The following is a 26,537-nucleotide window of genomic DNA, read 5'->3' as shown; positions in this document are numbered from 1 at the left end:
GGCCACTTAGTTATCGTGCTCGAGGATGCGGACTCTGGGCACCTTGAGCAGTTTGCGGGCCTTGGCGGCCCAGTCGGAGCACAGGAAGCTGGCCGCGGTCTCGGGCCAGGCGACCACCACGACCTCCTGGCCGCCGGTGCGCATGACCAGCGACTTCAGGGCGAGCAATACCTCGCCGTGGGTGATGGAGACGTGCACCGGGTAACGACTCGCAAGACGGAGCTGACGCGAGCTGTGCTCGATGACCGAAGCCATGTCGAGATCTGGATCGGCAAGTGCTGTCGCTGTGGATGTTGCGGACGGGGCGCTCCCCGGTGGGCTGCTCAGACCAGCCACATCGTCGAACGTCGTACCCAGTAGTGCCATCGGTCCACCGAACCCGCGCTCCGGATGGCTGGAGACGAGCAGGTGGTAGTTGACGGCTTCTTCGTACCTTGCGTGCAGGGCGGCAACGCGGCGCGCGTCGCCCTCACTCATCTCCCGCTCGATGAGCACCACCACGTCGTAGGTCATGCGTGGCTCCCTTCGCAGTCACTTTCCGTTGTACTCCTGTCCCCGACCAGTCCAAAGCTTTTGGCGCGGCAGCGTCACGGAATTGTCAAACTGCTCTCAGGATTCTCACAGCTTGACCGGTGCGTGCGCCCGGCTGTCCGGTGCGAGTGCACTCAGCAGGTACGACGCATCGACGAGCGCGAGCGTGGTTGCGTCGAGCAGGTGCGGGTGAAGCGCGTAGACCTGCGTGCCGGCGCGTGGGGTGAGGTCGCCGCGGAGCACTCCGACGAAATCGGCACGGGACGCCGCGTCCTCGTCCCACACGCGGTCCGGTTCGAGTCTGGCGATCAGGCGTCGGGCGAACGACGTCACGTCCTCGGCCGGATCACGCAGGTAGCCGACGACCGATCCGTCATCACAGCGGACGGCGATCTCGTCGGCGCGGGCCGCTGCGTGCCAGCAGCAGACCTCCCACAGACTGACGCGATCACCCGAGCCGTACACGTCCTCCAGCGCAGCGGACATCAGGGCGAGGTGGCCGCCGTACCGCGCGATGTTGTGACCGTAGCCGGCAGCGCTGAGGTTGATGTCGTACCAGCGGAGCTCCTTGGTGTGCAGGTCGACGCCGAACGGGAGCAGGATCTTAGCCGGGCCGGACAGGTCGAATCGCTCCTCGACCGCGGCCGGATCGAACAGTCCGGTCGGCTGCCGCATCACTCCGACGAAACCACGCTCCAACTGGTCGAAGGGGACGTTGTTGTAGCTGAACACGACAGGCAGCACGTAGCGCCCGCCGGCTCGGCGCAGCTGGCGCAGGTCGAGATCCACGAACTCACTCGAGCCCCCAGGCCCGGGAGCGGACGTGAGATCGCCCGAGTGCACCAGCGCCTCCTGGTCGAAGCGCAGCTGGGTGTAGTCGCACAGCCCGACGAAGTCCCACTCTTCGCCGAACACTGCGACCGAGAGATCCAGGTCGACTCGTTGTCCGCGCGGCTCGACCCAGTGCAGGAACAGCCGCAGCAGGTCCTGCGGCGGGATCGGTACGGCGCTCCCCCGCGTCATGCGGCGCAATGACGCCGACGAGCCGCGCTCCGAGCCCGGTGCAGCGAGTCTGGCGAGGTCCTCGTCCAGGAACGCCCGCTTCCACCGCGGCAGGTCGCTGGCCCGGCGCAACATCTCTCCGACCAGTACGCCGGACAGTGCGGCCGCGAGCTGGGATGGCAGCGGCTCCCGGGAGTCGACTGTCGTCCACACTCGCGTGTTGCCGCCGCGCGGGAAGAACAGGCGCAGGTCACCCGGCGGCGTCCGCACCTGGCCGAGTGCTGCCGTGATCACAGCCGGGGACACATCTGAGACCGCAGTGCCGACCGCACCGACCAGATCGGCGTGCTGGTCGGCCGGTAGCTCGCGGGCGAGCTGCACCAGCCTGCGGAGCAACTCCCCCGGCCGCTGCCGCAGCAGGTCGAGCGCCAGCCCCGGACGGCCGTCCACGAACGCACCCTCGACCCGCGACGCGAAGGTGCGCATGATCAGCCGTCCCTCCTCGAGCCGCACGAACGGATGCGCCGCCGCCTCGCTCAGGATCGCCTGACCGGCCGCGGACTGCGTTTCGACATCGGACCGCCGCAGTACGGCGAAGGCGAGCGCTGCGCGCGGGTGCCGGGTCGCGAACTCGAACGGGTGCAGCACCTCACCCATCCGCTTCCACGCGCGCTCGTGCCGCAGCATGTCCTCGATCAGCGTGTCCGCCGGCAACCGGTCCAGGCGGGCCAGCAACAGACGCCGGGTTGCGCGAGACAGCGACGTACGGCGAACAGGTGGTGTCCGCAGACCGGGGTCAGCGTCCATCAGCGTGTAGAGCAGTCGCAGTACGTCGGTCGCTGTCCTGGCCCGGTCGATCACCTCGGGCTCGTCAGCGAGGAAATGTGCGATGACCACCGCCTGGGTCTCGCGGACCGGGATCTCACCCGGCAGCCAGGACAGCTCGGTCAGCGGCAACAGCACCTGCAGGTCGGCACGATCCACGGCCGCCGGCGGAGTACGCCGTACCAGTAGGGACTCGACTGTGGTGCGGACTGCGTCCGGACCGGCCAGTGAGAGCAGGCGCAGCCGGTCGGAGCGGACCTGGCCTTGCGGCACTCCGTCGAACGACGGCTGCAGGAACGGGTCGCTCGGGTCGATCCGGCGTAGGCACAGCGGGCAGGCGCTGAGGTCTGCGCCGTCCCAGCACGTGCGGCAGACCAGATGCGCGCAGGGCGAGACCGGATGCACCGACTTGGTGTCGCCACACAGCACACAGGGCTGCTGGGGCTCTTGGAGCAGCCGGGCGAAGACGCGGTTGATGTAGAACGTGTCGGTGTCGGCCGGGACGGTGTCCGGGAAGCCGCGGAACAGCGGGGTGTGCTCGGTGTCGTGACCCGACTCGGCGTCCAGTAGCTCGAGCAGCGCACTGCCCAGCCCGGCCAGTGCGGGAGCTGACAGGCCGGCGCAGTGGCGGTACAGGCTGACCGAGAGCAGGAAGCCGCGCTGGATCAGGTCGGCCTGCAGCGCGGACATGCCGGCCTGGATGGTCAGCGGACGCCGCACCCACTGCCACGCCGACCGGCGCACGGGTGGAGTGAGAGCCACCGCGTCGACCAGCCGTCGGCGCCGCAACAGCACGGCCGCAGCCTCCTGCATCGCGTCCTCCCCGCAAGGCGTCATAGATGAGGGCGCCAGGGGCGGAGAGCGGACGCGCTACTTGGCCTGGTGAAGGAGAAGGAAGCACGTCCAGGAGCCGCCCCTGGCACTGAGAACGCTACCGGGCTCCACCGACAATTTTTGCCGGTTCCGCCGCGGACATGAGAAGTCCGGTACCAGGGTCGGGGCCGCCCCGCCCAGACCCCGGTACCGGAACACTCACAAATATAGAACCTTTGATCAAACCCGACGCCACCGGGTAGCCGTTTTGGCCGCAAGATGGCACTGATGCGCCGCCAGCAAACCCTTGATTCACCCCCCTTTCGCGCAGGGAAACCCTTCCGATCACGCGGGGAAGGTGTGGGACTACGGATAGTGGTGAAAACTGCTCTCATGGAGGGTGGGGTGGTCGAGCGTGCGCGCTGGCGGGATGTCTTCGGACATGCCGAGTTCCGCGCGTTGTTCGTGGCCGGGGTGCTGTCCGTCGCCGGTGACCAGCTCGCGCGCGTCGCGCTGGCGGTGCTGGTCTTCGACCGGACGGAGTCGGCCGGGCTGACCGCGCTGACGTATGCGCTGACCTACATCCCCGATCTGCTGTTCGGTCCGCTGCTGGCCGGCTTCGCGGATCGCTACCCGCGGCGTTCGGTGATGATCCTCACCGATCTGGCCAGGGCGATTCTCGTTGCTGCTATGGCGATCGAGGGTCTCCCACTGCTCGCGGTGATCCTGCTCCTGCTCGGACTCCAGGCGTTCGGGTCGCCGTTCAACGCGGCTCGCGCGGCGACACTGCCCGCCGTACTGCCTGGGGATCACTATGTCCTCGGCAAGGCCGCCAACGACATGGTCGTGCAGTTCAGTCAGGTGCTCGGCTTCGGCGCCGGTGGCGCGATCGTGGTGGCTGTCGGCACGTCCGGCGGCCTCCTGCTCGACTCGGCCACCTTCCTGCTGTCCGCGGCGCTACTCGCCGTCGGAGTCCATCGCAGACCCGCTCCGACGGGTGGCACTGATGCGCCACGTCGCAGCTACTTCAAAGACCTGTCCGCGGGCCTCTCACTGGTTGCCCGTACGCCGAAGCTCCGGACGCTGGTCATTTTGGCCACCATCGCCGGGTTCTACGTGACCGTGGAGGGTCTGGCGATCCCCTACGCACATGAGATCGGCCAGGGGCCGACCGCGGCAGGGCTCCTGCTTGCGGCCAGTCCGGCCGGTGCGGTCGCCGGGATGTGGCTGATTACGCTCTGGCCGCCAGAACGTCGCATGCGACTGCTGGGGCCGTTGGCCGCGCTTGCTTGCATCCCACTGGCTCTGTGCTTCCTTACACCGGGTCTGGTGCCCACACTGTTGCTGTGGGGGATCTCCGGGATGGCATCCGCGTACCACCTGCCGACCAGTGCGGCGTTCGTCCAGGCTGTGCCGGACTCACAGCGCGGTCAGGCGTTCGGAGTCGCCAGCACGGCTCTCAAGGGCAGTCAGGGCCTGGGGATCCTGCTGGCCGGCCTGGTCGCCGAGGGTTCGTCCCCGTCGTTTGCCCTGGGGGTGATGGGCACCGTGGGACTGTGTGCCGCCGTGGCGGCGGGCGCCGCCTGGTCACGTGCCCGCCGCCCCGGGCCCGAAGTCGCGGGAACGAGCCCCGCATGACTTTCTGCTCGCGTTCTGCGCACGACTGCTCGCAAGCCGGCCGGAGATTCAGGGAATTACCTCCGGACAGCCCTCGGTAAATTATCGGTAAAGAAATTCTCGGGAGGTCTCGTGGATCACCATTCGTTACCGTTGGTGAACCATTCGTTGCCGCCCCCGGCCGGCCGGTTCAGCCACTCGTTGCCACTCTGCGTGAACCACTCGTTTCCGCCGTGGAACCACTCGTTCCCGCCGTGCAGCCACTCGTTGCCGCCGCCGGTCGAACGCTTGCTGGAGCCGCTGAACCACTCGTTGCCGGTGCTGATCTTGGACATGGTGGGGATCCTTCCTTCGCCATCCGCCAGATGGAATAACGCGCGGGCCGGGATGACCTCGCGTGAACAGGCAGTTACTATTCAGGAATAACCGCTCAGGTCTATCCGTGTGAGGCCACCATGATTCTGATCGGTCGGAGCAAGTGGGTGCCACCCCGCCGATGGAAGCTCTGGTCGTTGCCACGTCCGGCGCTGAGCTATGTGCTCGGTGTCGACGCTGTCGCAGTCACGATCACCGCCTTGGCTCTGGCCTCGACGATCTCCGGTGCCCGTACCGGCGTCAGGCCCTCCGAGTGGGCCGCGTTCGCAGTGCTCGCGGCCGCCTCGGTCCTGCATCTGGAGTCTGCCCGCGGAATCGAGCGGCGACGCGAGATGGCAGCTAACAGTTCGCCATACACGAACTTGAAGAGCCTGTGGGTGTTCGCCGGCCTGCTGCTGCTCCCGCTGAGCCTGGTGATCGCCCTGATCGTCGTCTCGTACGGGTATTCCTGGATCCGCGTCTACGGACGGACCATCGCGCACCGCAAGGTGTTCTCCGCGAGCACGTTCATCCTGGCCAGCGCTGCGGCCGCCGCCGTACTGCGTGGGGGCGGTCTGATCGCGGAGCCGCGGGTGCCGACCGGCCCGTTCTCCCTGCTGGTGGTGCTGGGTGCGGCGACCACGTGGTGGCTGGTGAACTTCGCGCTGGTGATCGGCGCGATTCTGCTGTCCTCCCCCGACGCCACTGCACGTGGTGCGCTGGGTGACCTCTCCGATCAGCTGGTGGTGGTCGCGGGTCTGGGTCTCGGTGTGGCGGTGGGTGCGCTCCAGGCGTCGTACCCGTGGGTCGTGCCGATCCTGATGGTGACGGTGCTGACTCTGCACCGCGATCTGCTGCTACCGCAGTTCCAGCGCGCTGCTGGGACCGATGTGAAGACCGGTCTCGCCACTCCGGCGTACTGGGCGAACGCAGTGCCGGTGGAGCTGGCGCGTGCGGAGACGCTGCGCAGCACGGTGGGTCTGTTGATGCTCGACCTGGACAAGTTCAAGGAGATCAACGACACCTACGGCCACCCGGCCGGGGACCAAGCTTTGAAGGCGGTTGGTCAGAGCGTGCGTGCCGAGGTCAGGCAGGGCGATCTGGTGGCACGTGTCGGTGGCGACGAGCTGGCAGTACTACTGCCCGGCGCGTCGGAGACCGAGGTGCTGGAGGTTGCGGAGCGGATTCGCGACCGCCTGAGCACGTTGACCGTGTCGGTCGACACGACGGCCGATGAGACCGCGCTGATCAGCGGCGTACCGGCGTCTATCGGTACGGCGGTGTACCCGGACGTCGCGAACACCATGGATCAGCTGGTGCTCGCGGCCGACAACGCACTGCTCAGTGCGAAGCGGGACGGCCGGAACCGCATTGTCGCGGCCCGACCGAACCCACCTGCTGTCACTGACCACGCCGACCAGCCGGTCGACTGAGGGTCAGCGCACTCTGATCAGGGCCTTGCCGAGCAGTGCGCGCTGCTCGATGGCGGTGTGTGCCTCAGCCACCTGGTCCAGATTGAAGACCCGATCGACCACTGGCACCAGGTCACCGGCTGCGGCCCGCTGCAGTACGAGCGCGTCGGTCACGGGCGTGGAGATGATGTCGACGCGCAGGTCGGCGATCCCCTTCACCGTGATCCCCCGACGCTCCGCATCGGCCGGGTCGTAGGCAGCGAACCCGCCACTCGGCGCACCGTGCGCCGAGAACCAGCCGCCGTCCTTGACCACGCCGAAGGCTGTCGCGCCCAGCTCGCCGCCAGCGCCTTCGAAGACCACGTCAGCTCCGCGGTTGCCGGTTGCTTCAAGTACAGCCTTCTCCCAGCCCGGCTCTGAGTAGTCGATCACCACATCCGCGCCCTGTGCCTTGCTGAGGTCCAGCTTGGCCTGCCCACGCGCCGCGGCGATGACATGTGCCCCAGCACGATGGGCCAGCTGGATCAGTAGCAGTCCCATGCCTCCGGCTGACGCCGTGATCAGCACGTCCTTGCCCTGCAAGTCCGGCGCCAACTGCTCAAGCAGGAGCGTCGTGAAGCCGTCTCCGGATACTGCGACCACGGTCTCCAGATTCAGACCGTCAGGTACCTCGGTCAGGGTGTCGACTGTCGCGAGTACGAGCTCGGCATGCGCACCGAAGTCCACACCGCGTCCGATGACGGTCTTACCGACCCACGTCTCCGGTACGCCGGGCCCGGTCGCCCGCACTCGGCCACCGAACCGGCTGCCCGGCACGTACGGCGGTTTCACGTCGAAGAACCCGCCGTGCAGGCCACGGCGAATCGCTGTCTCGACGAAGATCATGTCGGCCACCTCGACCTCGACCAGGACCTGCCCGTCGGCCGGGACCGGGTCGGGCCACTCCTGGATCCGGATCACCGAGGGTTCGCCGAACTCGGTCACCACTGCTGCACGCATTCCTGCTCCTTCGTCGTCGAGAGTGCCTCCAGCCTTCTTCCTGAACCACGGTTGAGGTCAAGCCGATCCGAAGTTGTCCACAGGCCGGATCCGGCGACGCGAAAGTTGTCCGGGGTCCGGCGTACTCTGCAGGGCATGTTCGACGCCGTCTTCATCCCAGCCGACCCGCCGCGTGCGGGCCGCTTGGCGTTGTACGGCGAGCTCGACGCGGCCGACGAGAGCGTCACACTCGTGCTCCCACAGGGATCGCAGGTTCGGCGGGGGACTGTTCCGGCGCGACTGCTGAGCATCTCGGAGGCGCTCGCGCTGGCATCGTCGCCGGTGCAGGGCGCCGCGAGTTGGGAGGCCTGGCGGGCTGCTGCCTTGGCCGGTCTGGGGTTGATCGCGCGAGGACGGCTCGTGCCGGATCTCACCCCGAGTGGGTACGGCGGTTGGCGGGTCGCGCCGCTGGATCCGCTCGACCGCGGCTGGCTGAAGCAACTGGTCGCCGCGATGCCGCCGTACGGGCATGCGTTGCCGGTCGAGGGGACGCGGCCGGTGCGGTTGGTCGATCCGGAGCAACTGGTTCGGGAGTTCTGGGATGCGATCGCGGACACGCTGGTGCGGACGCCTGCCGCTGCCGTCGCCGTACGTGCTGGTGCCGCGGCGTTCGCGGCGGTGGAGCCGGTCGCGGTGACCGGGCCGACCGCGTGGCTCGCCGAGACTGCACAGAGCGAGGACGCTGGGGCCCGTCTGGTGTTGCGGATCGAGCCGCCTGCGCTGGAGGGGTTGGACTTCCAGGCTGTGCTGCAGCTGCGGAGTGAGCTTGACCCGAGCCTGCTGGTCGATGTGGCCGACGTGTGGACCGCACCGGCGGCAGTGCTGGCGGCGCTCGGTGAGCGGGCGGAGACCGACCTGTTGCTGGCACTGCGGCGTGGTGCGCGGGTGTGGCCGCCGCTGTCGGCTGCGTTGCGGGACGCGGCGCCGGCTGCGGTTGAGGTCGATGACGAGGCGCTTGAGGAGTTGGCCGAGGGCAGTACGGCGCTGGAGGGCGCTGGTATCGAGGTGCTGTGGCCGGCTGAGCTCTTCGCGGGTGAGCTTGCTGTGCGCGGGACGGCCGGGACACCGACGCCGGGGGCAGTGACCGGTCCGGACTTCAGCCTGACCGAGCTGGTCGCGTTCCGTTGGCAGCCGACGCTGGACGGGCAGGAGCTCAGCGAGCAGGAGGTGGCTGCGCTCGCCGAGGCGAAGCGGCCGATGATCCGGATGCGTGGGCGCTGGGTGCGCGTCGACCACGACCTGGTTCGGAAACTGCGCCGCGGCGGGACGCACAAGCTGACCGGTGCTGAGGCGCTGGCGGCTGCGCTGACCGGGACTATCGAGGTCGGTGGTGAGCTGGTCGCGTTCGACGCGGACGGCTCGCTGGCGGAGATGCTGGCTCGGCTTCGGTCGAGTGAAGAGACACCGGTGTCCGCGGAGCCGGCGGGGTTGCAGGCGACACTGCGGGACTATCAGCGGCGCGGTGTGGCTTGGATGGCGCAGCTGACCGACCTCGGGCTCGGTGGATGTCTCGCCGACGACATGGGGTTGGGCAAGACGATCCAGGTCATCGCGTTGCATCTGCTGCGGCGCGGGCGTGGGCCGACGCTCGTGGTGTGCCCGTCGACGTTGCTCGGCACGTGGGAGCGGGAGTTCGCGCGGTTCGCTCCGGATGTGCCGACTCGCCGATTCCACGGGGCGGGGCGGACCTTGAGCGACATCGCGCCGGACGAGGTGGTGCTGACGACGTACGGCGTTGTCCGCCAGGACCATCGGGTGCTCGGCGAAGTGCAGTGGGGGCTGGCCGTTGCGGATGAGGCGCAGCACGCCAAGAATCCACTGTCCCGGACGGCTCGTGCGTTGCGAACGTTGCCATCGGCAACCAGGATCGCGTTGACCGGGACGCCGGTGGAGAACCGGTTGTCCGAGTTGTGGTCGATCCTCGACTGGGCCGCGCCGGGGTTGCTCGGCTCACTCGAGCGCTTCCGGCAGGACATCGCCGTACCGGTCGAGCGGTATCACGACGAGGAGGCGACGGCCCGGCTGGCGCGGATCACCCGGCCGTTCCTGTTGCGGCGGCGCAAGATCGATCCGGGGATCGCGCCGGAGCTACCGCCGAAGACCGAGCACGACCTCGTCGTACCGCTGACGGTGGAGCAGGCGACGCTCTATCAGGCGGTCGCGAAAGAGACGCTGGCCAAGATCGAGGCTGCGGAAGGTATCGAGCGGCGCGGGCTCGTGTTGAGTCTGCTGACGCAGCTCAAGCAGATCTGCAATCACCCGGCGCAGTTCCTGCATCAGCCGGGTCCGCTGGAGCGGCGGTCCGGGAAGTTGGCTGCGCTTGACGAACTGCTCGACGTGATCCTGGCCGAAGGCGAATCGGTGCTGATCTTCAGCCAGTACGTCGAGATGTGCCGGCTGATCGAGGCGCATCTGGCGACACGTGGTGTGCAGTCGCTGTTCCTGCACGGCGGAATCGGGGTGCGCAAACGGGAGCAGATGGTCGAGCAGTTCCAGGCTGGTGAGTCTCCGGTGTTCCTGCTCTCGCTCAAGGCGGGCGGTGTCGGGCTGACGCTGACGCAGGCGACACATGTCGTGCACTACGACCGCTGGTGGAATCCGGCGGTCGAAGATCAGGCGACCGACCGTGCGTACCGGATCGGGCAGGACCGGCCGGTGCAGGTGCATCGCCTCGTCACGGAGAACACGCTGGAGGATCGGATCGCCACGGTCATCGCAGCGAAGCGCGATCTGGCGGATGCGGTGGTTGGTTCGGGTGAGGCGTGGCTGAGTGAGCTGTCCGATGCGGAGCTGAGCGAACTCGTCGAGCTGTCGACCGGACCGGCTCGGTCGGGTTCGGCGAGTGCGTACAACCCTTCTGCGGTGGGGAGGGCGCTTTGAACGAGCGGGTGCCCTGGCAGGGGTGGCGTGACAAGGGTGACGATGCGGGACTTCCGGCGGCTCGGGGGCCAGGGAGTCGGCGGCCGTTCGGTGCGACCTGGTGGGGGCGCGCGTGGTTGGAGGCGTTGGAACAACGGGCGCGGCTGGATCCAAACCGGCTGGCGCGCGGGCGTTCGTATGCGCGTCGCGGGAGCGTGCTGGAGCTGACGGTGACGCCTGGCGAGGTCGACGCTGTTGTGCAGGGCAGCAGGACTACGCCGTACCAGGTGGCTGTGCGGGTCCAGGCGTTCTCGAACACTGAGTGGGATGCCGTGCTTGACGTGGTGTCGGCTCAGATCGGGCGTGTGGCGGCGCTGCTGGACGGGGAGCTGCCGCCTGAGGTGGTTGATGACGTCCGTGCGGCCGGGCTGGATCTGTTGCCTGGCGCGGGCGAGATCCGAACGAACTGCAACTGCCCCGACTTCGCCGTACCGTGCAAACACTCGGCGGCCGTTTGCTATGTGATCACCGATGCTCTCGACAGCGACCCGTTCTCGTTGTTGCTGCTTCGCGGTCGCTCCAAGGACGATCTGCTGGCGGCCCTCCGCGCTCGCCGCGGGACCTCCGACACCGCGCCGGTCGTCAAGGCCGCTCCCCCGGGCATCCCGGCGCGCGATGCTTACGCCGGTCGGATCGGCGTTCTGCCGGTTGTACCTCGGCCGCTGCGGTCAGCACGACCACCGGCCGCGGTGCAGGCGCTGGATCCACCTCGGGCATCGGAGGTCGACGTACGGGATCTCGTTGCGTTGGCGACCGATGCTGCGCAGCGGGCTTGGGAGTTGGCCTCGGGTGATGGTGGGTCCGAGCTGACCTTTGACCAGGACCTTGCCCGTCGAGCCGCGGGAGTCGGTACGGCGGAATTGGCCGAGCTGGCGCACAGGTCCGGCGTACCAGCTCGTCAGCTGACCAGCTGGGCCGCCGCTTGGCGCCTTGGTGGGGCAGGTGGTTTGTCGGCGACTCTCGCTACGCCCGCGGACGCGGACCCCGACGCCCTCGCCGAAGCCGCCGCCCTCCTACCGAAGGCGACTCTCGAAGGCAACCGCGTCACCGCCGGCAAACTCCAGCTCCGCCTCGGCCCCGACAACCTCTGGTACCGCTTCGACCAACACTTCGGCGACTGGACCCTCGCCCGCCCACCATCGCCCAATCCTCAAGACCTGGTGGGTTGGTAATTTCGCGGGTGTGACCGTGCGGATTTCGGCGTCGAGTTTTCCTACGCCTGACTTGGTGAAGACGACCAACAACCCTGCGCAGTGGGATCAGCTCGACCGGTTTGCGGCGGTTCAGGCGGAGGCGGCGAATGGGGCGCTTGAGTCGCTGGGTGAGCGGCTCGCGTCGGCTTCGACGGTTGGGGATCGGGCTGCGGCGTTCGAGGGTTTGTATCGGCAGTTGGCCGAGTGGCGGTATCGGTTGGCTGTTGAGGGGCGGGTGACTCGGCCTTCGTCGAATGCGGAGACGATTCGTACGCCGATCGGCGAGGGGTCGATGTCTTATCGGCTCAGTCCATCGGTCGCTGGTCGTGAGAGCGGGTCGCCGGCGCATCGGGCGCTGACCAAGATGGAGCGGGTCGCGCTGGAACAGTTCTCCGGGTCTGCGGACCGGGTGCAGCATCAGGTCGCGCTGCCTGACGGGCGCACGGTCAACGGGAATCTGTTGATGCGGACCGAGTCGCTCGGTGAGCAGGCGGCGGATGTGTTCGGCCGTAGTACGGAGGAGATGGCCGCTGCGGCTCCTGCTGTTGCGCACGACGAGACGATTACGGTCACTGCCTCGCAGGGGGATCGAGAGGTACTGCGGCGCGCGGCGTTCGAGCAGCTGGCCGGACTGGAGACCAAGCGGGCTGAGGCCGGTGGCCTGGATCCTCATGATCCGGAGAATCGCCAGGCATTCGCGGACGCGACGTACTGCCTGTTCCAGGGGCCGGAGTTCCGGCGTGGGACGGACGCAACCATGCGTGTGTTCGTGGCGGCGGCGCATGCCCGGGTGTTCGACGCCGCTCCTGTTGTGCCGCAGGGCGTGGATCTGGATGCCATGGTTCGCGACCAGCAGGGTTTCCGCGACACGATGCGCGATGAGATGCGGGTGATCTCAGGAGGCCCGACGGCGGGCCAGGAACGATCGGCCTCGGCAGGCGAACGTGCTGCCGGTGCGCGTGACCAGGGTCGCGGCTCGACCGGGATCCAGCGGTGACAACCGGTACGGCGGTGATCCGGCGGGTGGTGAGGAGTGGGTCCAGCCGCGCTCTGCTGTAAAACCCTCGCCACGAGTCGGCATTGCCGTCGTGACTGTGATGCTCCTGCTTACCTGCGGCTCGGCCACCCGCCGGATCCGCTGATGGCGTCGGTACCCACTTGTCGGCGGTCGATGCAGGTGGTGACTGTCGGGAACGACATGTAGTGGTGCGCCGTCAGTTCGGATTTTAGGCGTGAAAGGCGGCGGCGACCACGCTTTGTGGGGACTAGTACGTGTTCTTACCGACGGTTCAGTGGGGTGATGGGCATGGGGGCGGGCTGTGGGGCGCGGTCCCAGGGTTCGTTCAGTGGGGTGGGGCGCCAGCGCCAGGTGGCTGGGTTCGGGGTGCCGGGGATCTCGGTTCGGCCGGTGAGCCAGCGGAGGTTGAGCCAGGGGTCGTCGGTGGGGTGGGGTTCGTGGGGAAAGGCTCGGGCCAGGAGGCGGGCGCCGAGAAGAGCTCTCCTCCCGACTCCTTAGGCGGGTAGGTGGAGCGAGGTGCTGGCTGCGAGTGCCGGGATCAGCTGGTCGGCGATCTTGCGGTGACCGGCGACCGACGGGTGGATGTTGTCGGTGCAGTCGGCCTCGGTGATCCAGCCGGTCGAGTCGATCAGTACGACGTTCAGATCGTCGAGCGTCTTGACCGCGGAGGCGATCGTGTCCGCGTGCTTGCCGTTGAACGGGGTGAGCGCGACGACCGTCGTCGTTGGGTACGCCGATCGCACGCGGCCGACGTACTCGGCGTACTGCTCCGGCGTCAGCGTCTCGTCGTTCACCGCGAGGTTGACCACGACCACGTCAGGCGCCTCGACCCGCGAGGCGGGCGAGCCGGCGAAGTTCCAGCCGAAGGAGTCCAGCCCCGACGGCACCTCGCCGTTCCCCGGCTTCACGATGCCTTGGCTGCCGAAACCGACCTGGTACGACGTCGCTCCGAACGCGCGGGCGGTCAGGTACGCGTAGGACGCCGTACCGTCCACACCCTCCGACTCGATCTCCGGGCTGAGCGCTCGCACGCCCTGGGTGATCGAGTCGCCGTAGAACTCCAGCCGCGGTCCGTCGGGGCGGCCGCTGAGCCGCAGGCGGGAGTTCACGTCGAGCACCAGACCGGCGAAGACCACTGCGCATTCGAACGGCGGGTTCCACCGGTTGGCGTGCTCGTTGACGTCCTTGACCGCCACCTCGACCTTGTGCCGGCCGGTCGGTGCGGTCAGCTCGATGACCGAGTCCTCGATCACGTGCAGGACCGGCTCATCGTCGTCGAGCGTGACCCACAGGTGCGGTGCAACCGTCAGACCGGTGGTGTCGAAGAGCAGTTGGACCTGCTCCCCCGCGAAGGAGAACGACAGCCGCGAACCGGAGTTGACGGTGATCGCCACACCGGGCTGGTGGCCCCACTGCCCCTCCAGCACGATCCGCGGGTCTGACGGGGCTACAACTTCACCCGGCTCGAACGGCACGTCTGAACTCCCTGTTAGTCGGTTGCGGCCGCCATTCTTTCACCACCCGTTCTTGTGGGCCCGTGCCTCGAACAGGAGGATCCCGGCGGACAGTGCGACGTTCAGCGAATCGGCCTGGCCGAGCATCGGGATCGACACACCACCGAAGCCCTGCGCATGCCACTCCGCCGAAAGCCCCGAGCCCTCCGATCCGACCACGAACGCCGTCGGCCCGTCGTACGGCGTCTCGCGGTAGCTGCCTGCCGCTGCCGGATCCGCCAGATGCACGCGGAAACCATGCTCTCGCAGCCACCCGGCCGCGGAACCGATCTCGTCGAACTCCAGGACCGGTGTGGACAGGATGGTCCCCCGGCTGGCGGAGTACACGGCTGGATGGCTCGGGCGGGCCCGCCTGCTGGTCAGGATCAGGCAGTCGGCATCGGCCGCGTCGACAGTCCGGATCAGGGTGCCGAGATTGCCGGCGTACTCGACGCCGTCCGCGACGAGGACAAGCGACTCCGCAGTGAAGTGGAGTGCGCGCGGATCCCAGACCGGGAGCCGCGCGATCGAGAGCAGGCCGTCCGAGCGGGTCTTGCGGGAGAGCCGGCCGAGCAGCTTGGCCGAGATGCGGTAGACCGCAGCGGCACGCTCGGCGATCTGGTCGACCGGGTACGTCGTACCGGCTTCGGGGCACCAGAAGAACGCCTCGAGCTGGGTGTCGGTGGCTAGTAGGCGGTCGTGTTCCCACGCGCCTTCGACGAGGATCCGGCCGGGAGCGGCGTCCTTGCGGACAGTGAGCAGGTCACGGACGGCTGGGTGCTGGGCGCCAACGGTCGGCGCAGCATTGTGCACAGTCATGTGCGGGACTCCGTACTGGAGAACTGAGCAGCGCACCGGGGACCCTGTCGCGGGTCGCACACCGGTGTGTGAACGTCACTAAAGCGACGTTGTGGTTCGGACGCGGTCTACCTGGACCGCGTCAGCCACGGTGAGGCTGTCTCATAGTCGCGATGGTAGGCAGCGCCGGCCGCGGTCGTCACCAGGTTTTCCACAGGCTCGGCGGGCCTGGTTTTGGTCTGTCGGAGTCCGTGACTAGAGTCCCTGGCACACGGGAGGAGTGAGCATGGACGCGACATTGCTGGACGCGGAGGCCGAAGCGGCGGTACTGCGCGTCTACCGGCAGGTGTTCGCCGTGCTCGCCCGCGAGGCCGGGGCGATGATCGTCGATCCGGAGTTGCTGGACGCCGATCAGGCGATCCTGGACGCGTTCGCGGAGGCCGGGAGCGACGGGCTGACCGTTGAGCAGGCGACATTGGCCTGCCGCGCCTACCCGCACGACGTGATCGTCCGCCGCTTCGAGGTGCTCCGGCAGTACGGCGCGATCACCAAGCTGGTCGACCGTCCGAACGAATTGCGCCACCGGGCGGCCTTCGCGCCGTACGTGATGTTGATGTTCCTGCGGCGGATGTCGGTGCAGGGCGGTCAGGCAGAGCTCCACCAGCTGCTCACTCTGGAGGCACACAGCGTCAGCGACCCGAAGTCGACGGAGGACGACGGGCTCGCTTCGATCGAGCGCCTCACCAAGGTCTTCCGGCTACTCGGTAACGAGCTGGCGATCCTGGTCGCGACGAGCACCAGCGCCCAGCTCCGCGAGAATGCACAGCTCGCCTGGGGTAACGAGCGTCTGATCGAGCAGGCCGAGACAGTCCACCGCATCGTTCTCGGCCGCTGGCCGGTGCTGCACCGCGCGTGCACGGCGCTGCGGATGTCGCTGGCCGCGTACGCCGATGCGGTTCAGCTGGCCGCGGGCCGTCTGGTGGAGCGAGCCGGTACGACGCGTGCGCTCGGGCTGCTGCCAATCGAGACCTGGGTGACGTTCACCCGCGGTAGCGAGCCGGATGTGCTGGCCGCAGTGCTGGACGGTCTGCTGTTCGACGCGGCCGCACCGGACTTCTCACCGCAGACCATGGTCGAGGCGGTCGAGACAGGTCGCCGATCCGGTACGGCGAGGATGGCGCCGCCGCGGCCTACCGCGGATGTGGACGCGCCCGAGTCGGCCGCTGCGACCGATCGCGAGGAATTGCGTGCCGAGGCTGAGCGGGTGCTGGCTGGTCGGCCGTCGGTGGACATCGTCGACGTGGTCGACGACGCGGGCGACTGGGTTACCGCGCGCCGCGTGCTGGCTGAGCTGACGGCTGCACATCTGCACGATGAGCTGGACTACGAGCTGGTTTGGTCGGACGGGATGCGGATTGATCCGGCGGCCGGGACGCCGTGGGCGACCGAAGGCGTGTTCCGGAGGGTCAGTCGATGAGTACGCCGTCTGAGGCCGTCGAGCGACGGCTCTACAACGCGCTGTGGTGGGCGAAGGTGCAGTCGGCCGGTCCACTCGCGGTCGATCCGGATACGCCGGCGGTGGCCGGATTGACCCGCGCGGCCGAGCCGGACGGTTCCACGGTTTGGCTGGTGCCGACAATGCCTTCGGGCGCGGGCCACGCCGTACTGGATGAGCTGGGCACTCCCCCGGTCGCCGTCGAGCAGCCCAACGAGACAGCCCGGGTGCTGTCGATCGTGGTCGCCTGCTGCTGGACCGACCGCAGTGGTTCGGCCTGGCCGGGTGCGGTCGGCACGCTCACCCAGGTGCGAGCCGTGTACGCCGGAATGCGGGGGCGGGCCGAGCAGTCGAGTGACCTGACCCTGATCATCGGCAGCCTGCGCCGCCTGCACGCGACGCACTGGATCCGCTGGAACGAGAAGGCCGCGGAGGTTCGTCTCGGACCGCGCGTGATCAATTGGAACGCCGCGGACCAGGCGATGCTTCGAGACCTGTGTCGCCACCTCCCCGACCCACCACCAGCAGTCCTCACCACCACTCCTTCCGAGCCGTTGCCAGCGCACGACGTACTGGAGGCTGCGGATGAGTGAACTGCAGCATGCGTTGTTCGATCCGTTGTTGCAGGATCTGAGCGACCGGGCGCGGGACGAGGTGCTGGCGGCGTTCAGTGCGGTGCAGTATGCGGCGCATCCGGTGGCTGAGGTGCAGCTGGCCGGGCTGCGGGACGTGACGCTGCGGCGGCAGGTGCAGAAGATGCTGAAGCTGATCGGCCGGGTGCTGGTGCAGGTCGATGGCACGCATTGGACGTCTGGGTACGCCGATGACATCGCCGCCGCTCTGACCGCGCAGGGGTGGCAACCGCTCTCGGTCGTCGACCGCGCCGTACTGGTGCTCGTGCTGATCCACTCGGTCGCGATCCCGCGCAGCGAAGGCATCCTGACCGGCGACAGTTGGAAGTCGGCCCGACCGACGACGGTCGACGAGCTCCGGACCACCAAGATCAGTGGTGAAGAGCGACGGCTCGCACTGCAACGGCTGCGGGCGGCCGGGCTGATTCAGCTGTCCGGCGACCACTCCGGTGGTCCCAGTTACATCCCCGGTCCGCAGTTGCAACGCCTGACCCCCACGGCCCGGCGCCGGCTACAGGACCAACTCATCCTGGCCGCCGCCCCGGCCAGTCCGATCGCCGAAGCCATCCGGGCCCGCAACGGAACGGCGACAGCATCGAGCAGTACGGAACTAGAAGAAGGAGTCGCATGAGCAGCACGGTGGAGGACGGTCCGTTCGACATCCTCGGGTCGAAGGTGCTGCTCGGTGTCCAGGTCGTCGACCTGTCCCGGCTATCCACGCACCCGATTCCGATGGTCGGCCAGGGTCTCGTGACGGTCGCCGGCCAAGGCCCGACCGACTCGAACGGCGCCGGCAAGTCGTCCTGGATCGCCGCGCTCAGTCTGCTGCACGCCGACGACCAGTGGCGGCTGACCAGCGGTGCGCCCGGTGCGGCCGAGCTCCTGTTCACTGCGGAGGCGGCCGGCCAGGAGGGCAACTGGTCGAACGTCGACCGCGGCTACATCGTCGGTGTCTTCTCCGACCCCGACCTGACCGAGCTCGACGAGATCGAGGCGGCCGCGATCACCGTCTGGATCCGCATCAACCGCAAGGCGTCGTACCTCGATCTGCGCTGGAAGAACGGCCTGCACGTCCCGTACGGCGCGACCGAGGCCGAGCGTGCTGCCGGGGCCGACGCGTTGTGGGCCGCGCTCCCGCACTCCAACGGCCGCACGGACTTCCACGCCAACAAGCTTTCGACCGTCCTGTACGGCGGCCAGGTCCGCTGCGTCTCGTTCCTGTCGACCTCGGTTCGTTCCAGCCCGACTGCGAACCTGCTCGCCGAACCGCTGAACGAGCTCGGCCCGGCCCGGATCTTCAACGCGATCGCCACTCTCACCGGTCTCGATCACGAGCTCGAGCAGGAGCAGGCGCATCGATCTGCCGAGCACACGCAGCGCGAGGCGACCAAGCAGGCGACAGCCGACCTGCAGCGCTGGGAGCAGGAGATGGCCGCGGTCGAGGCCGGCATCCTGCAGCGAGGTGCGGCTCGCGATGCGCTGGCCGCGGCGAAGGAGTCATGGCAGGCGCGCAACGCGCGGCACCTGATCGACGGTGACGCCCGCAACGGCGAGATCCTGCATGAGCTCGGTGAGCTCGACGAGCGGGTCGCCGAACAGGAAGCGCGCCGGGAGGCGGTCGATGCCGCGATCGATGCCTTTGGCAACGAAGAGGTGCTGCTCCGCGATGTTCAGCTGACTCGCCAGGAGCGGGACAAGCTGGATGCGCGGGACCGCGATCTCGACCTGGCGCAGCGTTCCGTGCGTGAGCAGCTGGAGCGACTCGGGCAGGAGCATCGCCGGCTGCTCGACGCCGGCCGCTCCGCGGACGGCCGCGATCTGGCTGCGGCCGGTGAGGAGCAGACCGAGGCGCGCGAGGCGCTGGAGGAGCACATCGGGCGCGACCATGCGGCCCGGTCCGCGGTCGATGTCGCGACCGCCGAGCTGGGTGAAGCGGAGAGCGGCCAGACCGTTTCCGCTGCACAGCAACAGGTCCTGGAGAACGCCGGACTCGAATGCGGCGCGCTCACCGACATCACCGACCTGCCCGCGTCGGCGCGATCCGAGTGGGAGCCGCGACTGGCGCCGTACCGGGAGGCTGTTGTCATCGACGCCGGTGATGCGGCCGTCGCTTCGGCAGCGCTGGCCGACGCCGGGTACGCCGGATTCCTTCTGGTGCTGGCGAATCGGCCCGGCTCCAAGGGTGCTAAGGGTGTTCCGACCTCTGCCGACAAACGCTTCAGCCTCGACACCTTCTTCTCGACGCTGGCCGAGCGCGCCACCAAGGAGAACATCGACGATGTCGCCGGTGTCGTCGCGGTCGGCCAGTTCGACGAACCGCTGACCGGCCGGACCGCACGCATCGAGGCGGCTCGCCGTCGGGTCGAAGCCGCGGCGGAAGCACGCGCCGCAGCATCCACGGCACTCGAGCAGGCTCGCGCCCGCGTCGACCAAGCAGAGCGCCGTACGGCGGCCGCCCGGGCGCTCGCCGACGCCGAATCGGTGCAGGAGCAGATCCTCGAGCTGCGCGAAACGATCGACCGTCACGAGAACGATCGCGACTCGCTCGCCCCGCAACTCCAAGCAGCCAAGGAATCCGCCGAGGCTGCGGCCGGTCAGCAACTGGTCCGCGACGAACGACTCAAGAACCTCGAGTCCACCCGCCGCGACCACGACCGGATCCTCGACGACCTGACCGGGCGTCGGCTGCGACTGCTCGAGGAGCAGACCGCGCTCGACCTGACCACCCGGATCACCGCCTGGGGCACGACGCCTGCTGAGGCCAACGAGTTCCTGCTCGCACTGCCCGACGACGCCCAGCGCCGTACGACGGCCGACTGGAATCATCTCGCCTGCACCCAGCTCGACGACGTGATCCGCCGCTGTTTCCCGAACGCCCGCTCCCGCGAGGAGATCCCGGCCGAGCTCTGGGAGATCCTCAACGGTCCGGACGGTTGGACGGGCGGGACACTCGGCGCGCGCGTCGGCCTGGTCCCGGCGTTGCAGCGGACGCTGAGCAGTCACCTCGCTCAGCACGAGACATTCGACAGCCTGCAGCAACAGCAGATCGCCAACCAGCGCGCCGAGCGCAACGCCGCTCTGGAGCGGGCCCGCGAGGGTCTTGGCGAGGCCGAGAGCACGGCCCGCGCCCACCGCGCATCCCTTGCCGACGGCATCAAAGCTCGGCTTCGCCTGGTGTCGCAGGAGTTCGACCGCCTCGACCAGCAGTACGGCGGGTATGGCGCGAAGCTCGAGTTCCCCGAACCGGATCCGCCCGCCGAGCCCGACAAGCCGTGGCGATGGACGGTCACCCCGAAGTGGCGACGTTCGGAGGGCGGGCCGTTCTCGGCGTTCAACGTCAAGGGCAACACCGCGCAGATGGACGAGAAGGCAGTGAAGCTGGTCTGTGCCGCCGCGCTGGCCGGCGGATCCGACCGGCCGCTGCTGCTGATCCTGGACGAGCTCGGCCGCAACCTGGGTTCGCAGCACCGCCGGGAAGCCGTGGCGCTCTTCGAGCAGATCGGTCGCGACCGCAACATCACGGTCATCGGCGCACTGCAGGACGACATGGAGCGCTACGCCCTCGCGTCGTCGAGGCTGTACGTCAAGCTGCGCCGAAGCTCGGACACGATGGCCTACAACCAGGCGCCGGTCGTGAAGGGCAACGAGGAGTACGCCGCTCGGGTCGAACTGCTGCGGTCGTGGCTCGAGTCCTACCGGGGCAAGACGCCGACGCTCGAGCTGGCTTCGCCGACTCTGACGTAGACAAACGCTTTCCGACAGAAACAATCATCCAGAGTCTTGATTTAGTCGGCTGAGTCTCCATACTGACGGGTGAGAGCGCTCTCTCCTACCGCCCCGAGGAGACTACAGATGACCTCCGGCCTGCTTCGTCATGCCTCCCTACGGCTCACTCTGCTGATCGTTCTCGCGATCCTCAGCGCTGCCCTGGTGGCGGCCCCGGCCGATGCCTTCGCGCCGAAGCCGCCACCGTTGACCACGCCATGGACCAACCAGGTGTCGGTGACCAACCCGCTCCCGGAGTACCCGCGGCCGCAGCTGACCCGGACCGAGTGGCAGAGCCTCAACGGCGTCTGGCAGTTCGCCCCGACCAGCAACCTCAACACCCCGCCGATCGGCGGCACGCTCGCCGAGGAAGTGCTGGTGCCGTACCCGATCGAGTCGGCATTGTCCGGCATCATGCGGCACGAGAACCGCATGTACTACAAGCGGAACTTCACCGTCCCGGCCGGCTGGTCCGGTCGGCACGTGCAGCTGAACTTCGGCGCGGTCATGTGGCAGTCCAAGGTCTGGGTGAACGGCGTCCTGCTCGGTACACACGAGGGTGGGTACGACGCGTTCTCGTACGACATCACCTCGGCGCTTCGCGCGGGGAGCAACGAGATCATCGTCGGCGTCTGGGCGCCGGTCGACGCCGAGGACATTCCGTCCGGCAAGCAGCGGCTCAACCGCGGTGGCATCTGGTACACCCCGTCGTCCGGTATCTGGCAGACCGTCTGGCTCGAACCGACCGAGGCGACTTGGATCAAGCGGCTCGACACGACCCCGAACGTCACCGCAGGCGGGCTCGACCTCGCCGTACAGGCTTCATCGGCTGGGCAACCCGTCCGCGCGCAAGTGCTGTCCGGCGGTCAGGTCGTCGGTGAGGCGACCGGCGTCAGCGGTACGTCGTTCCGGGTGCCGGTGCCGAACGCCCGGTTGTGGTCGCCCGACGATCCGTTCCTCTACGACCTGCGCGTCACGCTCGGGAGCGATTCCGTCGGTGGGTACTTCGGCATGCGGTCGGTCGGCAAGGCGATGATCGGCGGCTTCCTGCGGCCGACGCTGAACGGCAAGTTCGTCTACCAGCTCGGCACCCTCGACCAGGGCTACTGGCCGGACGGTCTCTACACAGCGCCGACCGATGCGGCGCTGCGCTTCGATCTGGAACAGCAGAAGTCGCTCGGCTTCAACATGGTCCGCAAACACATCAAGGTCGAGTCGGCCCGCTGGTTCTACTGGGCGGACAAACTCGGTCTGATGGTGTGGCAGGACATGCCGTCGCTGGTGGCCGGCCGCAACGCCTCGGCGACCGGTGAAGCGCGGTACGAAACCGAGCTGCGCCGGATGATCGACAACCACAAGCAGATCACGTCGATCGTGCAGTGGATCCCGTTCAACGAGGGCTGGGGCGAGTTCCAGGCCGGCCGGATCGCCGACCTGGTGAAGAGTCTCGACCCGACCCGGCTGGTCAACCACAACTCCGGATCCAACTGCTGCGACTCCGATCCGGATCCCGGCAACGGCGACATCATCGACGACCACATGTACGTCGGTCCTGGGATCGCCCGCGCTCCTTCGAGTACCCGGGTGCTGCAGCTCGGTGAGTACGGCGGGCTGGGCCTGCATGTCCCCGGTCACGAGTGGCCCAGTGGCAACAGCTTCGCCTACGAGATGCTGCCGACCAGCGATGCGTTGACGAGTCGATACGTGCAGATCACCAGTCAACTGCCGGATCTGATCAACGGCTCCGGATTGTCGGGTTCGGTCTACACCGAGCCGACCGATGTCGAGGACGAGATCAACGGCTTCTTCACCTACGACCGCCAGGTGCAGAAGATGGACTTCGCCCGGGTGCGCGCCGTCCATCAACAGGTCCTCGCGGCCGCGAACGGTACCGCGCTGCCGACCGGGAAGCTGGTGTCGTTCCGGGTGACGACGCCGAACTACACCAACCGCTACCTCCGCCATATCGATGGAGTGGCGAACACCGAGGTAGTCGATGGTGGGAGCAGTCAGGGCTTGAAGCAGGACGCCACGTTCTGGGTCCGCTCCGGGCTGTCCAATGGGAGCTGCTTCTCGTTCGAGTCGCGAAACTTCCCCGGTCAGTACCTGCGGCAGCGGGACCAGCGGGTCTACAAGGAGGCCAACACCGGCGGCACCTTCGCGGCCGATGCCACCTTCTGCGCCCGCCCGGGGCTGAGCGGCGGCGGTACGTCGCTGGAGTCCGCGGCTCGACCGGGTCAGTACCTGCGGCACCGGAACTCGGAGGTGTGGATCGACGGCGACACCGGTGGGTCGTTCCGCGATGACTCGACCTGGAACCTCGTACCGGCGTGGTGGAAGAGCGGTGCCTCGGTGAGCATCGGTCAGGCCCGTACGTTCCGAGTGACGACCCCCGGCTACACGAACCGAGTACTGCGACACCGCGACAGCCTTGCCCGGACAGATGTCGTCGACGCCGGATCCGCGCTCGCGGACCGGCAGGACGCGACCTTCGTCGTACGGGCTGGTCTGGCGGAGAGCACCTGCTATTCGCTCGAGTCGGTGAACTTCCCTGGCCAGTACCTGCGGCACAGCAACTACCGGCTGCAGAAGGCGACTAGCGATGGCAGTGACACCTTCCGGCGGGATGCGACGTTCTGTGCGCAGCCGCCGCTGGCTGGTGGGGCTGGGAACGTGTCGCTGCAGTCGATCAACTACCCGTCCTACTACGTGCGGCATGCCAGTGAGCTGGTGTACATCGCCACGGTCAGTGGACCGAACGCGTGGGACGGTGGCGGCAGCTACAACGCCGACGCGACCTGGACAGACCAGTCCGGACTAGGAGGCTGACATGCGCTCGCTGCTCGTCGTACTGGCGTTGCTGGGTACGACGCTCGCCGTACCGACTTCCGCCCAGGCCGAGGCCGTTCCACTGGCGCAGGTCTGTTCGGTGTCGTGTGACACGCTCGATCCGTCACGGGCGCAGGAGGAGACCTTCCCAGTGCCGGAGAAGGTCATCAACGGACGCCGCGTCGTACTGCACGTGTCCGACAAGGACTCGATGGCCTGGGGCAGCATCGACAACGGCGTCACCAACGACGCGGTGTGGCTGGATCGCAGCTGGGACGGCGGTGCGACCTGGGAGGGCCTGCTCGGCAAGGCCTCTATCCCCAGCGGCTGGACCGGCACCCGCACGCTCATGTACAACCTGGCCGATCCGGGCGGCCACCGCCGTGGGATGATTCGGGCCTGCGGCGACGCGGCCGGGGTCGACTGCACCGCCTGGGTGTACTCGGCCGTCTGCGCTGCGGCTTGCGACGGCAGCAACGGACCGTCCGGCGACAACCAGCCGGTCCCGTCGGCATCACTGTCCGGCCGCCGGATCGCACTGCACATCGACAACCGCGGGATGGCCTGGGGCACGATCGACACCGGCCGCGCCGGCGACGAAGTCTGGCTCGACCGCTCCTGGAACGAAGGCGCGTCCTGGCCCGGCGGCTCCTCCCTCGGCCGCGTTGGGGTTGGCTCCGGATCTGCCGCGGCCCAGACCAAGCTCTACGCCACCGCCGATCCGCGCTCCAAGCTGTACGGCGGCGCCGTCCGCGCCTGCGGCCGCGCAGTCGAAGGCCAAAACGGAGCCTGTACGGCGTGGGCCCGGCCCGCCTCGGACCGGGCATCCGCAGCAGCCGACGCGCTGATGTACTCCTACCAGCCCAATACCGCCTGGTGGTTGTCGAGCTGGTGGAACTCGGCGGTCGCACTGACCACTGTCATGGACTATCAGCAGCGGACCCGGCGTACCGATCTGCGCTGGATGGTCAACGAGATGTTCGACAAGAACAAGGGTGTGTTTCCGGCCGGGGTGAAGAGCGGCGACGCGCTGGAGGGCAACTTCATCAGCCGGGCGATCGACGACACCGAGTGGTGGGCGATCGCATGGATCCAGGCGTATGACCTGACCGGCGAGCGGAAGTACCTGGATATGGCGGTGACGATCGCCAACTACGTGCACGGGTACTGGGACACCGGTTCGTGTGGGGGCGGTGTCTGGTGGGACCGCGAGCGCACGTACAAGAACGCGGTCACGATCGGGCTCTACATCCGGATGACGGCCGCACTGCACAACCGGCTGCCCGGCGACTCGGTCTGGCTGCAGCGAGCCACGACCAGCTGGAACTGGTTCACGAACAGCGGGATGATCAACTCCGCCGGCCTGGTGAACGACGGGCTGACGGGGTCGTGCACCAACAACGGTCAGGCCGTGTGGACGTACAACCAGGGGCTGGCGATCGGCGGGGCGCTCGAATTGTGGCGCGCGACCGGGGATGCCGCCGTACTGGCGAAGGCTCGGCAGCTGGGTGATGCGGCGATGTCGTCGACGTTGCTGAGCCCGGGCGGGATCCTGACGGAGTCGTGTGATGCCGCAGGCAACTGTGATGACAACCAGAAGCAGTTCAAGGGAATCTTCATGCGGTACCTGATGGATCTGGCCGACAGTACGGGCGATGCGTCGTACAAGACCTACGCTCAGCGGCAGGCCGACTCGATCTGGCAGAACGACCGCGACAGCCTCAACCGGCTCGGGCAGCGGTGGGCCGCGGGCGGCGTACGGGATTGGCGGACGCAGGCCAGTGGGCTTGGTGGACTGCTCGCGGCGACCCCGAAGAGCTGAGGTACTTCGGATGCTTGTTTACTAAAACCGGACCCCGGTGGTCACCTCCGAACCACCGGTGCCGCAGACTGGTCGGGTGGAACTTCCAGAGAACCGCACGGGCTCTGCACGCCGGGTCGGCGGAACTCTGGCCAACCATCCGGACACCGGCGTACCGTCTGCTGCGCAGGATCGGCCGGCTCACGATCGGAGGGCGTGATGGCATCATGGCTGCTACGCGCTCAGTGGGCTCACCGTGACGAGACCGTAGAGCAACGCGCACTACGGGTGGACCGCACGCTGACGGCTGTCGCCGTGGCGTTCCCTGACGTCCATGCCTGGACGCAGGACGAGCGGTGGGGGTACCACGTCCTCGAGGCGGATGGTTCGATTCCACTCGAGGAGATGGTCGAGGCGACCACGAAGGTGCTCGCCAATGGCTCCAGTACGACGCGGCTGCATCTCCAGAGCACTGGTGAGCTGCCGTGGTTGTTCGATCTGTCGATGGGCGGGACGCTGACGACGGTCTCAGACCAGGTCACGCTGCACTGGAGCGACGATGAGGCGCTCGTGCAGTCGGACCGTTTCGCGCAGGTCCTGCGTGCGGTTGTGTCGATCTGGGAGCCGGAGTGGGCCAGCATCGCCGATACCGAGCTCGCGGCTGCTGCGGGTGTCTTCCGCCGGGGGATCCCGATGATGGGGTGGCTCACGTACGTCCGCGGCATGGTGGCCGGCGCGCACGGCATCGACATCCAGCTCACGCCGTTCGAGCGTGGCACGCTGCTTCAGGCGCCGGTGTCGCCGGCTGACCTCACGCCGGTGCACATCTGTGCGGCGGCCGCGTTGGTGGGCATCGCCCCGGAAGGCTGATCTGCTTTTTGTGCCTGGACATATGTTAAGGGCCACCCCGAGTGGGGTGGCCCTTAACAGTGTGAAAGTCCGGCGGCGTCCTACTCTCCCACGACCTCCCGGTCGCAGTACCATCGGCGCTGAAGGGCTTAA

Annotated in this window: 18 protein-coding genes and 1 rRNA gene; 12 read left to right on the top strand and 7 right to left on the bottom strand. The window is 67.9% G+C overall.

Annotated elements, in window-relative coordinates:
• Positions 1–6 precede the first annotated feature (6 nt).
• Positions 7–513, bottom strand: a complete 507-nt coding sequence (locus ABD231_RS34495) for a hypothetical protein (protein WP_344161784.1) — start codon at positions 511–513, stop codon at positions 7–9.
• A gap of 105 nt (positions 514–618) precedes the next feature.
• Positions 619–3,171 carry an MXAN_6230/SCO0854 family RING domain-containing protein gene (locus ABD231_RS34490; protein ID WP_344161781.1) on the bottom strand — a complete coding sequence of 851 codons (2,553 nt, stop codon included), beginning with the start codon at positions 3,169–3,171 and terminating at the stop codon, positions 619–621.
• A gap of 393 nt (positions 3,172–3,564) precedes the next feature.
• On the opposite strand from ABD231_RS34490, the gene ABD231_RS34485 reads away from it, so the two are divergent.
• On the top strand, positions 3,565–4,809 hold the full coding sequence (locus ABD231_RS34485; RefSeq protein WP_344161778.1) for an MFS transporter: 1,245 nt from the start codon (positions 3,565–3,567) through the stop codon (positions 4,807–4,809).
• 116 nt (positions 4,810–4,925) lie between these two features.
• Here the strand turns inward: ABD231_RS34485 and ABD231_RS34480 are convergent, their stop codons facing one another.
• Complete coding sequence (locus ABD231_RS34480; RefSeq protein ID WP_344161775.1) at positions 4,926–5,123, bottom strand: DEAD/DEAH box helicase; 198 nt, start codon at positions 5,121–5,123, stop codon at positions 4,926–4,928.
• A 120-nt stretch (positions 5,124–5,243) separates the two neighbouring features.
• Between ABD231_RS34480 and ABD231_RS34475 the strand changes: the two genes are divergently transcribed.
• Positions 5,244–6,575: a GGDEF domain-containing protein gene (locus tag ABD231_RS34475; RefSeq protein WP_344161772.1), complete on the top strand. Its 1,332-nt coding sequence runs from the start codon at positions 5,244–5,246 to the stop codon at positions 6,573–6,575.
• Between the two features lie 3 nt (positions 6,576–6,578).
• Here the strand turns inward: ABD231_RS34475 and ABD231_RS34470 are convergent, their stop codons facing one another.
• Positions 6,579–7,553, bottom strand: coding sequence for a zinc-binding dehydrogenase (locus ABD231_RS34470; RefSeq protein WP_344161769.1), 975 nt, complete (start codon positions 7,551–7,553; stop codon positions 6,579–6,581).
• 135 nt (positions 7,554–7,688) lie between these two features.
• Between ABD231_RS34470 and ABD231_RS34465 the strand changes: the two genes are divergently transcribed.
• The 3 genes from ABD231_RS34465 to ABD231_RS34455 are packed head-to-tail and all read left to right on the top strand — an operon-like array spanning position 7,689 to position 12,701.
• A complete protein-coding gene (locus ABD231_RS34465) occupies positions 7,689–10,472 on the top strand; it encodes a DEAD/DEAH box helicase (RefSeq protein WP_344161766.1) in 2,784 nt (927 codons plus the stop codon).
• Positions 10,469–11,683 carry an SWIM zinc finger family protein gene (locus ABD231_RS34460; protein ID WP_344161763.1) on the top strand — a complete coding sequence of 405 codons (1,215 nt, stop codon included), beginning with the start codon at positions 10,469–10,471 and terminating at the stop codon, positions 11,681–11,683. Before ABD231_RS34465 ends, ABD231_RS34460 begins: the two co-directional genes overlap by 4 nt.
• A gap of 10 nt (positions 11,684–11,693) precedes the next feature.
• Entirely contained in the window at positions 11,694–12,701 is a 1,008-nt protein-coding gene (locus tag ABD231_RS34455; protein ID WP_344161760.1) for a hypothetical protein, read from the top strand.
• Positions 12,702–13,216: 515 nt separating this feature from the next.
• On the opposite strand, the gene ABD231_RS34450 is transcribed toward ABD231_RS34455, so the two are convergent.
• Together ABD231_RS34450 and ABD231_RS34445 are read right to left on the bottom strand one after the other, a co-directional pair.
• Positions 13,217–14,197, bottom strand: coding sequence for a GDSL-type esterase/lipase family protein (locus ABD231_RS34450; protein ID WP_344161757.1), 981 nt, complete (start codon positions 14,195–14,197; stop codon positions 13,217–13,219).
• A gap of 39 nt (positions 14,198–14,236) precedes the next feature.
• Positions 14,237–15,034, bottom strand: coding sequence for a TrmH family RNA methyltransferase (locus ABD231_RS34445; RefSeq protein WP_344161754.1), 798 nt, complete (start codon positions 15,032–15,034; stop codon positions 14,237–14,239).
• 265 nt (positions 15,035–15,299) lie between these two features.
• Here ABD231_RS34445 and ABD231_RS34440 point away from each other — a divergent pair, with 265 nt between their 5' ends.
• From ABD231_RS34440 to ABD231_RS34410, 7 genes are all read left to right on the top strand, one after another.
• Complete coding sequence (locus ABD231_RS34440) at positions 15,300–16,490, top strand: hypothetical protein (protein ID WP_344161751.1); 1,191 nt, start codon at positions 15,300–15,302, stop codon at positions 16,488–16,490.
• Positions 16,487–17,101, top strand: coding sequence for a hypothetical protein (locus ABD231_RS34435; RefSeq protein WP_344161748.1), 615 nt, complete (start codon positions 16,487–16,489; stop codon positions 17,099–17,101). Before ABD231_RS34440 ends, ABD231_RS34435 begins: the two co-directional genes overlap by 4 nt.
• Complete coding sequence (locus ABD231_RS34430) at positions 17,094–17,771, top strand: hypothetical protein (RefSeq protein WP_344161745.1); 678 nt, start codon at positions 17,094–17,096, stop codon at positions 17,769–17,771. The genes ABD231_RS34435 and ABD231_RS34430 overlap by 8 nt, the downstream gene beginning before the upstream one ends.
• The gene (locus ABD231_RS34425) at positions 17,768–20,884 is read left to right on the top strand and encodes a coiled-coil domain-containing protein (protein ID WP_344161743.1); all 3,117 of its coding nucleotides are present in this window, start codon (positions 17,768–17,770) and stop codon (positions 20,882–20,884) included. The genes ABD231_RS34430 and ABD231_RS34425 overlap by 4 nt, the downstream gene beginning before the upstream one ends.
• A gap of 108 nt (positions 20,885–20,992) precedes the next feature.
• Positions 20,993–23,734 (top strand): AbfB domain-containing protein, encoded by a 2,742-nt coding sequence (locus ABD231_RS34420; RefSeq protein ID WP_344161740.1) that lies wholly within the window; start codon positions 20,993–20,995, stop codon positions 23,732–23,734.
• A gap of 1 nt (position 23,735) precedes the next feature.
• Positions 23,736–25,556 carry a glycoside hydrolase family 76 protein gene (locus tag ABD231_RS34415; protein ID WP_344161737.1) on the top strand — a complete coding sequence of 607 codons (1,821 nt, stop codon included), beginning with the start codon at positions 23,736–23,738 and terminating at the stop codon, positions 25,554–25,556.
• 198 nt (positions 25,557–25,754) lie between these two features.
• Positions 25,755–26,405 (top strand): hypothetical protein, encoded by a 651-nt coding sequence (locus ABD231_RS34410; RefSeq protein WP_344161734.1) that lies wholly within the window; start codon positions 25,755–25,757, stop codon positions 26,403–26,405.
• A gap of 67 nt (positions 26,406–26,472) precedes the next feature.
• Here ABD231_RS34410 and rrf read toward each other — a convergent pair.
• Positions 26,473–26,537: ribosomal RNA gene (gene rrf / locus ABD231_RS42270) — 5S ribosomal RNA — on the bottom strand; the annotation flags it as partial.

Origin of the sequence: Kribbella yunnanensis (assembly GCF_039529655.1) — a bacterium.
GTDB lineage: Bacteria > Actinomycetota > Actinomycetes > Propionibacteriales > Kribbellaceae > Kribbella > Kribbella yunnanensis.
The sequence above is the reverse complement of the archived record's forward strand: the minus strand, read 5'-3'. Positions and strand labels throughout refer to the sequence as shown.

Excerpts from the sequence above, each read along its gene's own strand:
- ABD231_RS34495 (WP_344161784.1), bottom strand. The coding sequence starts at position 513 with ATGACCTACGACGTGGTGGTGCTCATCGAGCGGGAGATGAGTGAGGGC.
- ABD231_RS34490 (WP_344161781.1), bottom strand. The coding sequence starts at position 3,171 with ATGCAGGAGGCTGCGGCCGTGCTGTTGCGGCGCCGACGGCTGGTCGAC.
- ABD231_RS34485 (WP_344161778.1), top strand. The coding sequence starts at position 3,565 with ATGGAGGGTGGGGTGGTCGAGCGTGCGCGCTGGCGGGATGTCTTCGGA.
- ABD231_RS34480 (WP_344161775.1), bottom strand. The coding sequence starts at position 5,123 with ATGTCCAAGATCAGCACCGGCAACGAGTGGTTCAGCGGCTCCAGCAAG.
- ABD231_RS34475 (WP_344161772.1), top strand. The coding sequence starts at position 5,244 with ATGATTCTGATCGGTCGGAGCAAGTGGGTGCCACCCCGCCGATGGAAG.
- ABD231_RS34470 (WP_344161769.1), bottom strand. The coding sequence starts at position 7,553 with ATGCGTGCAGCAGTGGTGACCGAGTTCGGCGAACCCTCGGTGATCCGG.
- ABD231_RS34465 (WP_344161766.1), top strand. The coding sequence starts at position 7,689 with ATGTTCGACGCCGTCTTCATCCCAGCCGACCCGCCGCGTGCGGGCCGC.
- ABD231_RS34445 (WP_344161754.1), bottom strand. The coding sequence starts at position 15,034 with ATGACTGTGCACAATGCTGCGCCGACCGTTGGCGCCCAGCACCCAGCC.
- ABD231_RS34440 (WP_344161751.1), top strand. The coding sequence starts at position 15,300 with ATGGACGCGACATTGCTGGACGCGGAGGCCGAAGCGGCGGTACTGCGC.
- ABD231_RS34435 (WP_344161748.1), top strand. The coding sequence starts at position 16,487 with ATGAGTACGCCGTCTGAGGCCGTCGAGCGACGGCTCTACAACGCGCTG.
- ABD231_RS34430 (WP_344161745.1), top strand. The coding sequence starts at position 17,094 with ATGAGTGAACTGCAGCATGCGTTGTTCGATCCGTTGTTGCAGGATCTG.
- ABD231_RS34425 (WP_344161743.1), top strand. The coding sequence starts at position 17,768 with ATGAGCAGCACGGTGGAGGACGGTCCGTTCGACATCCTCGGGTCGAAG.
- ABD231_RS34420 (WP_344161740.1), top strand. The coding sequence starts at position 20,993 with ATGACCTCCGGCCTGCTTCGTCATGCCTCCCTACGGCTCACTCTGCTG.
- ABD231_RS34415 (WP_344161737.1), top strand. The coding sequence starts at position 23,736 with ATGCGCTCGCTGCTCGTCGTACTGGCGTTGCTGGGTACGACGCTCGCC.
- ABD231_RS34410 (WP_344161734.1), top strand. The coding sequence starts at position 25,755 with ATGGCATCATGGCTGCTACGCGCTCAGTGGGCTCACCGTGACGAGACC.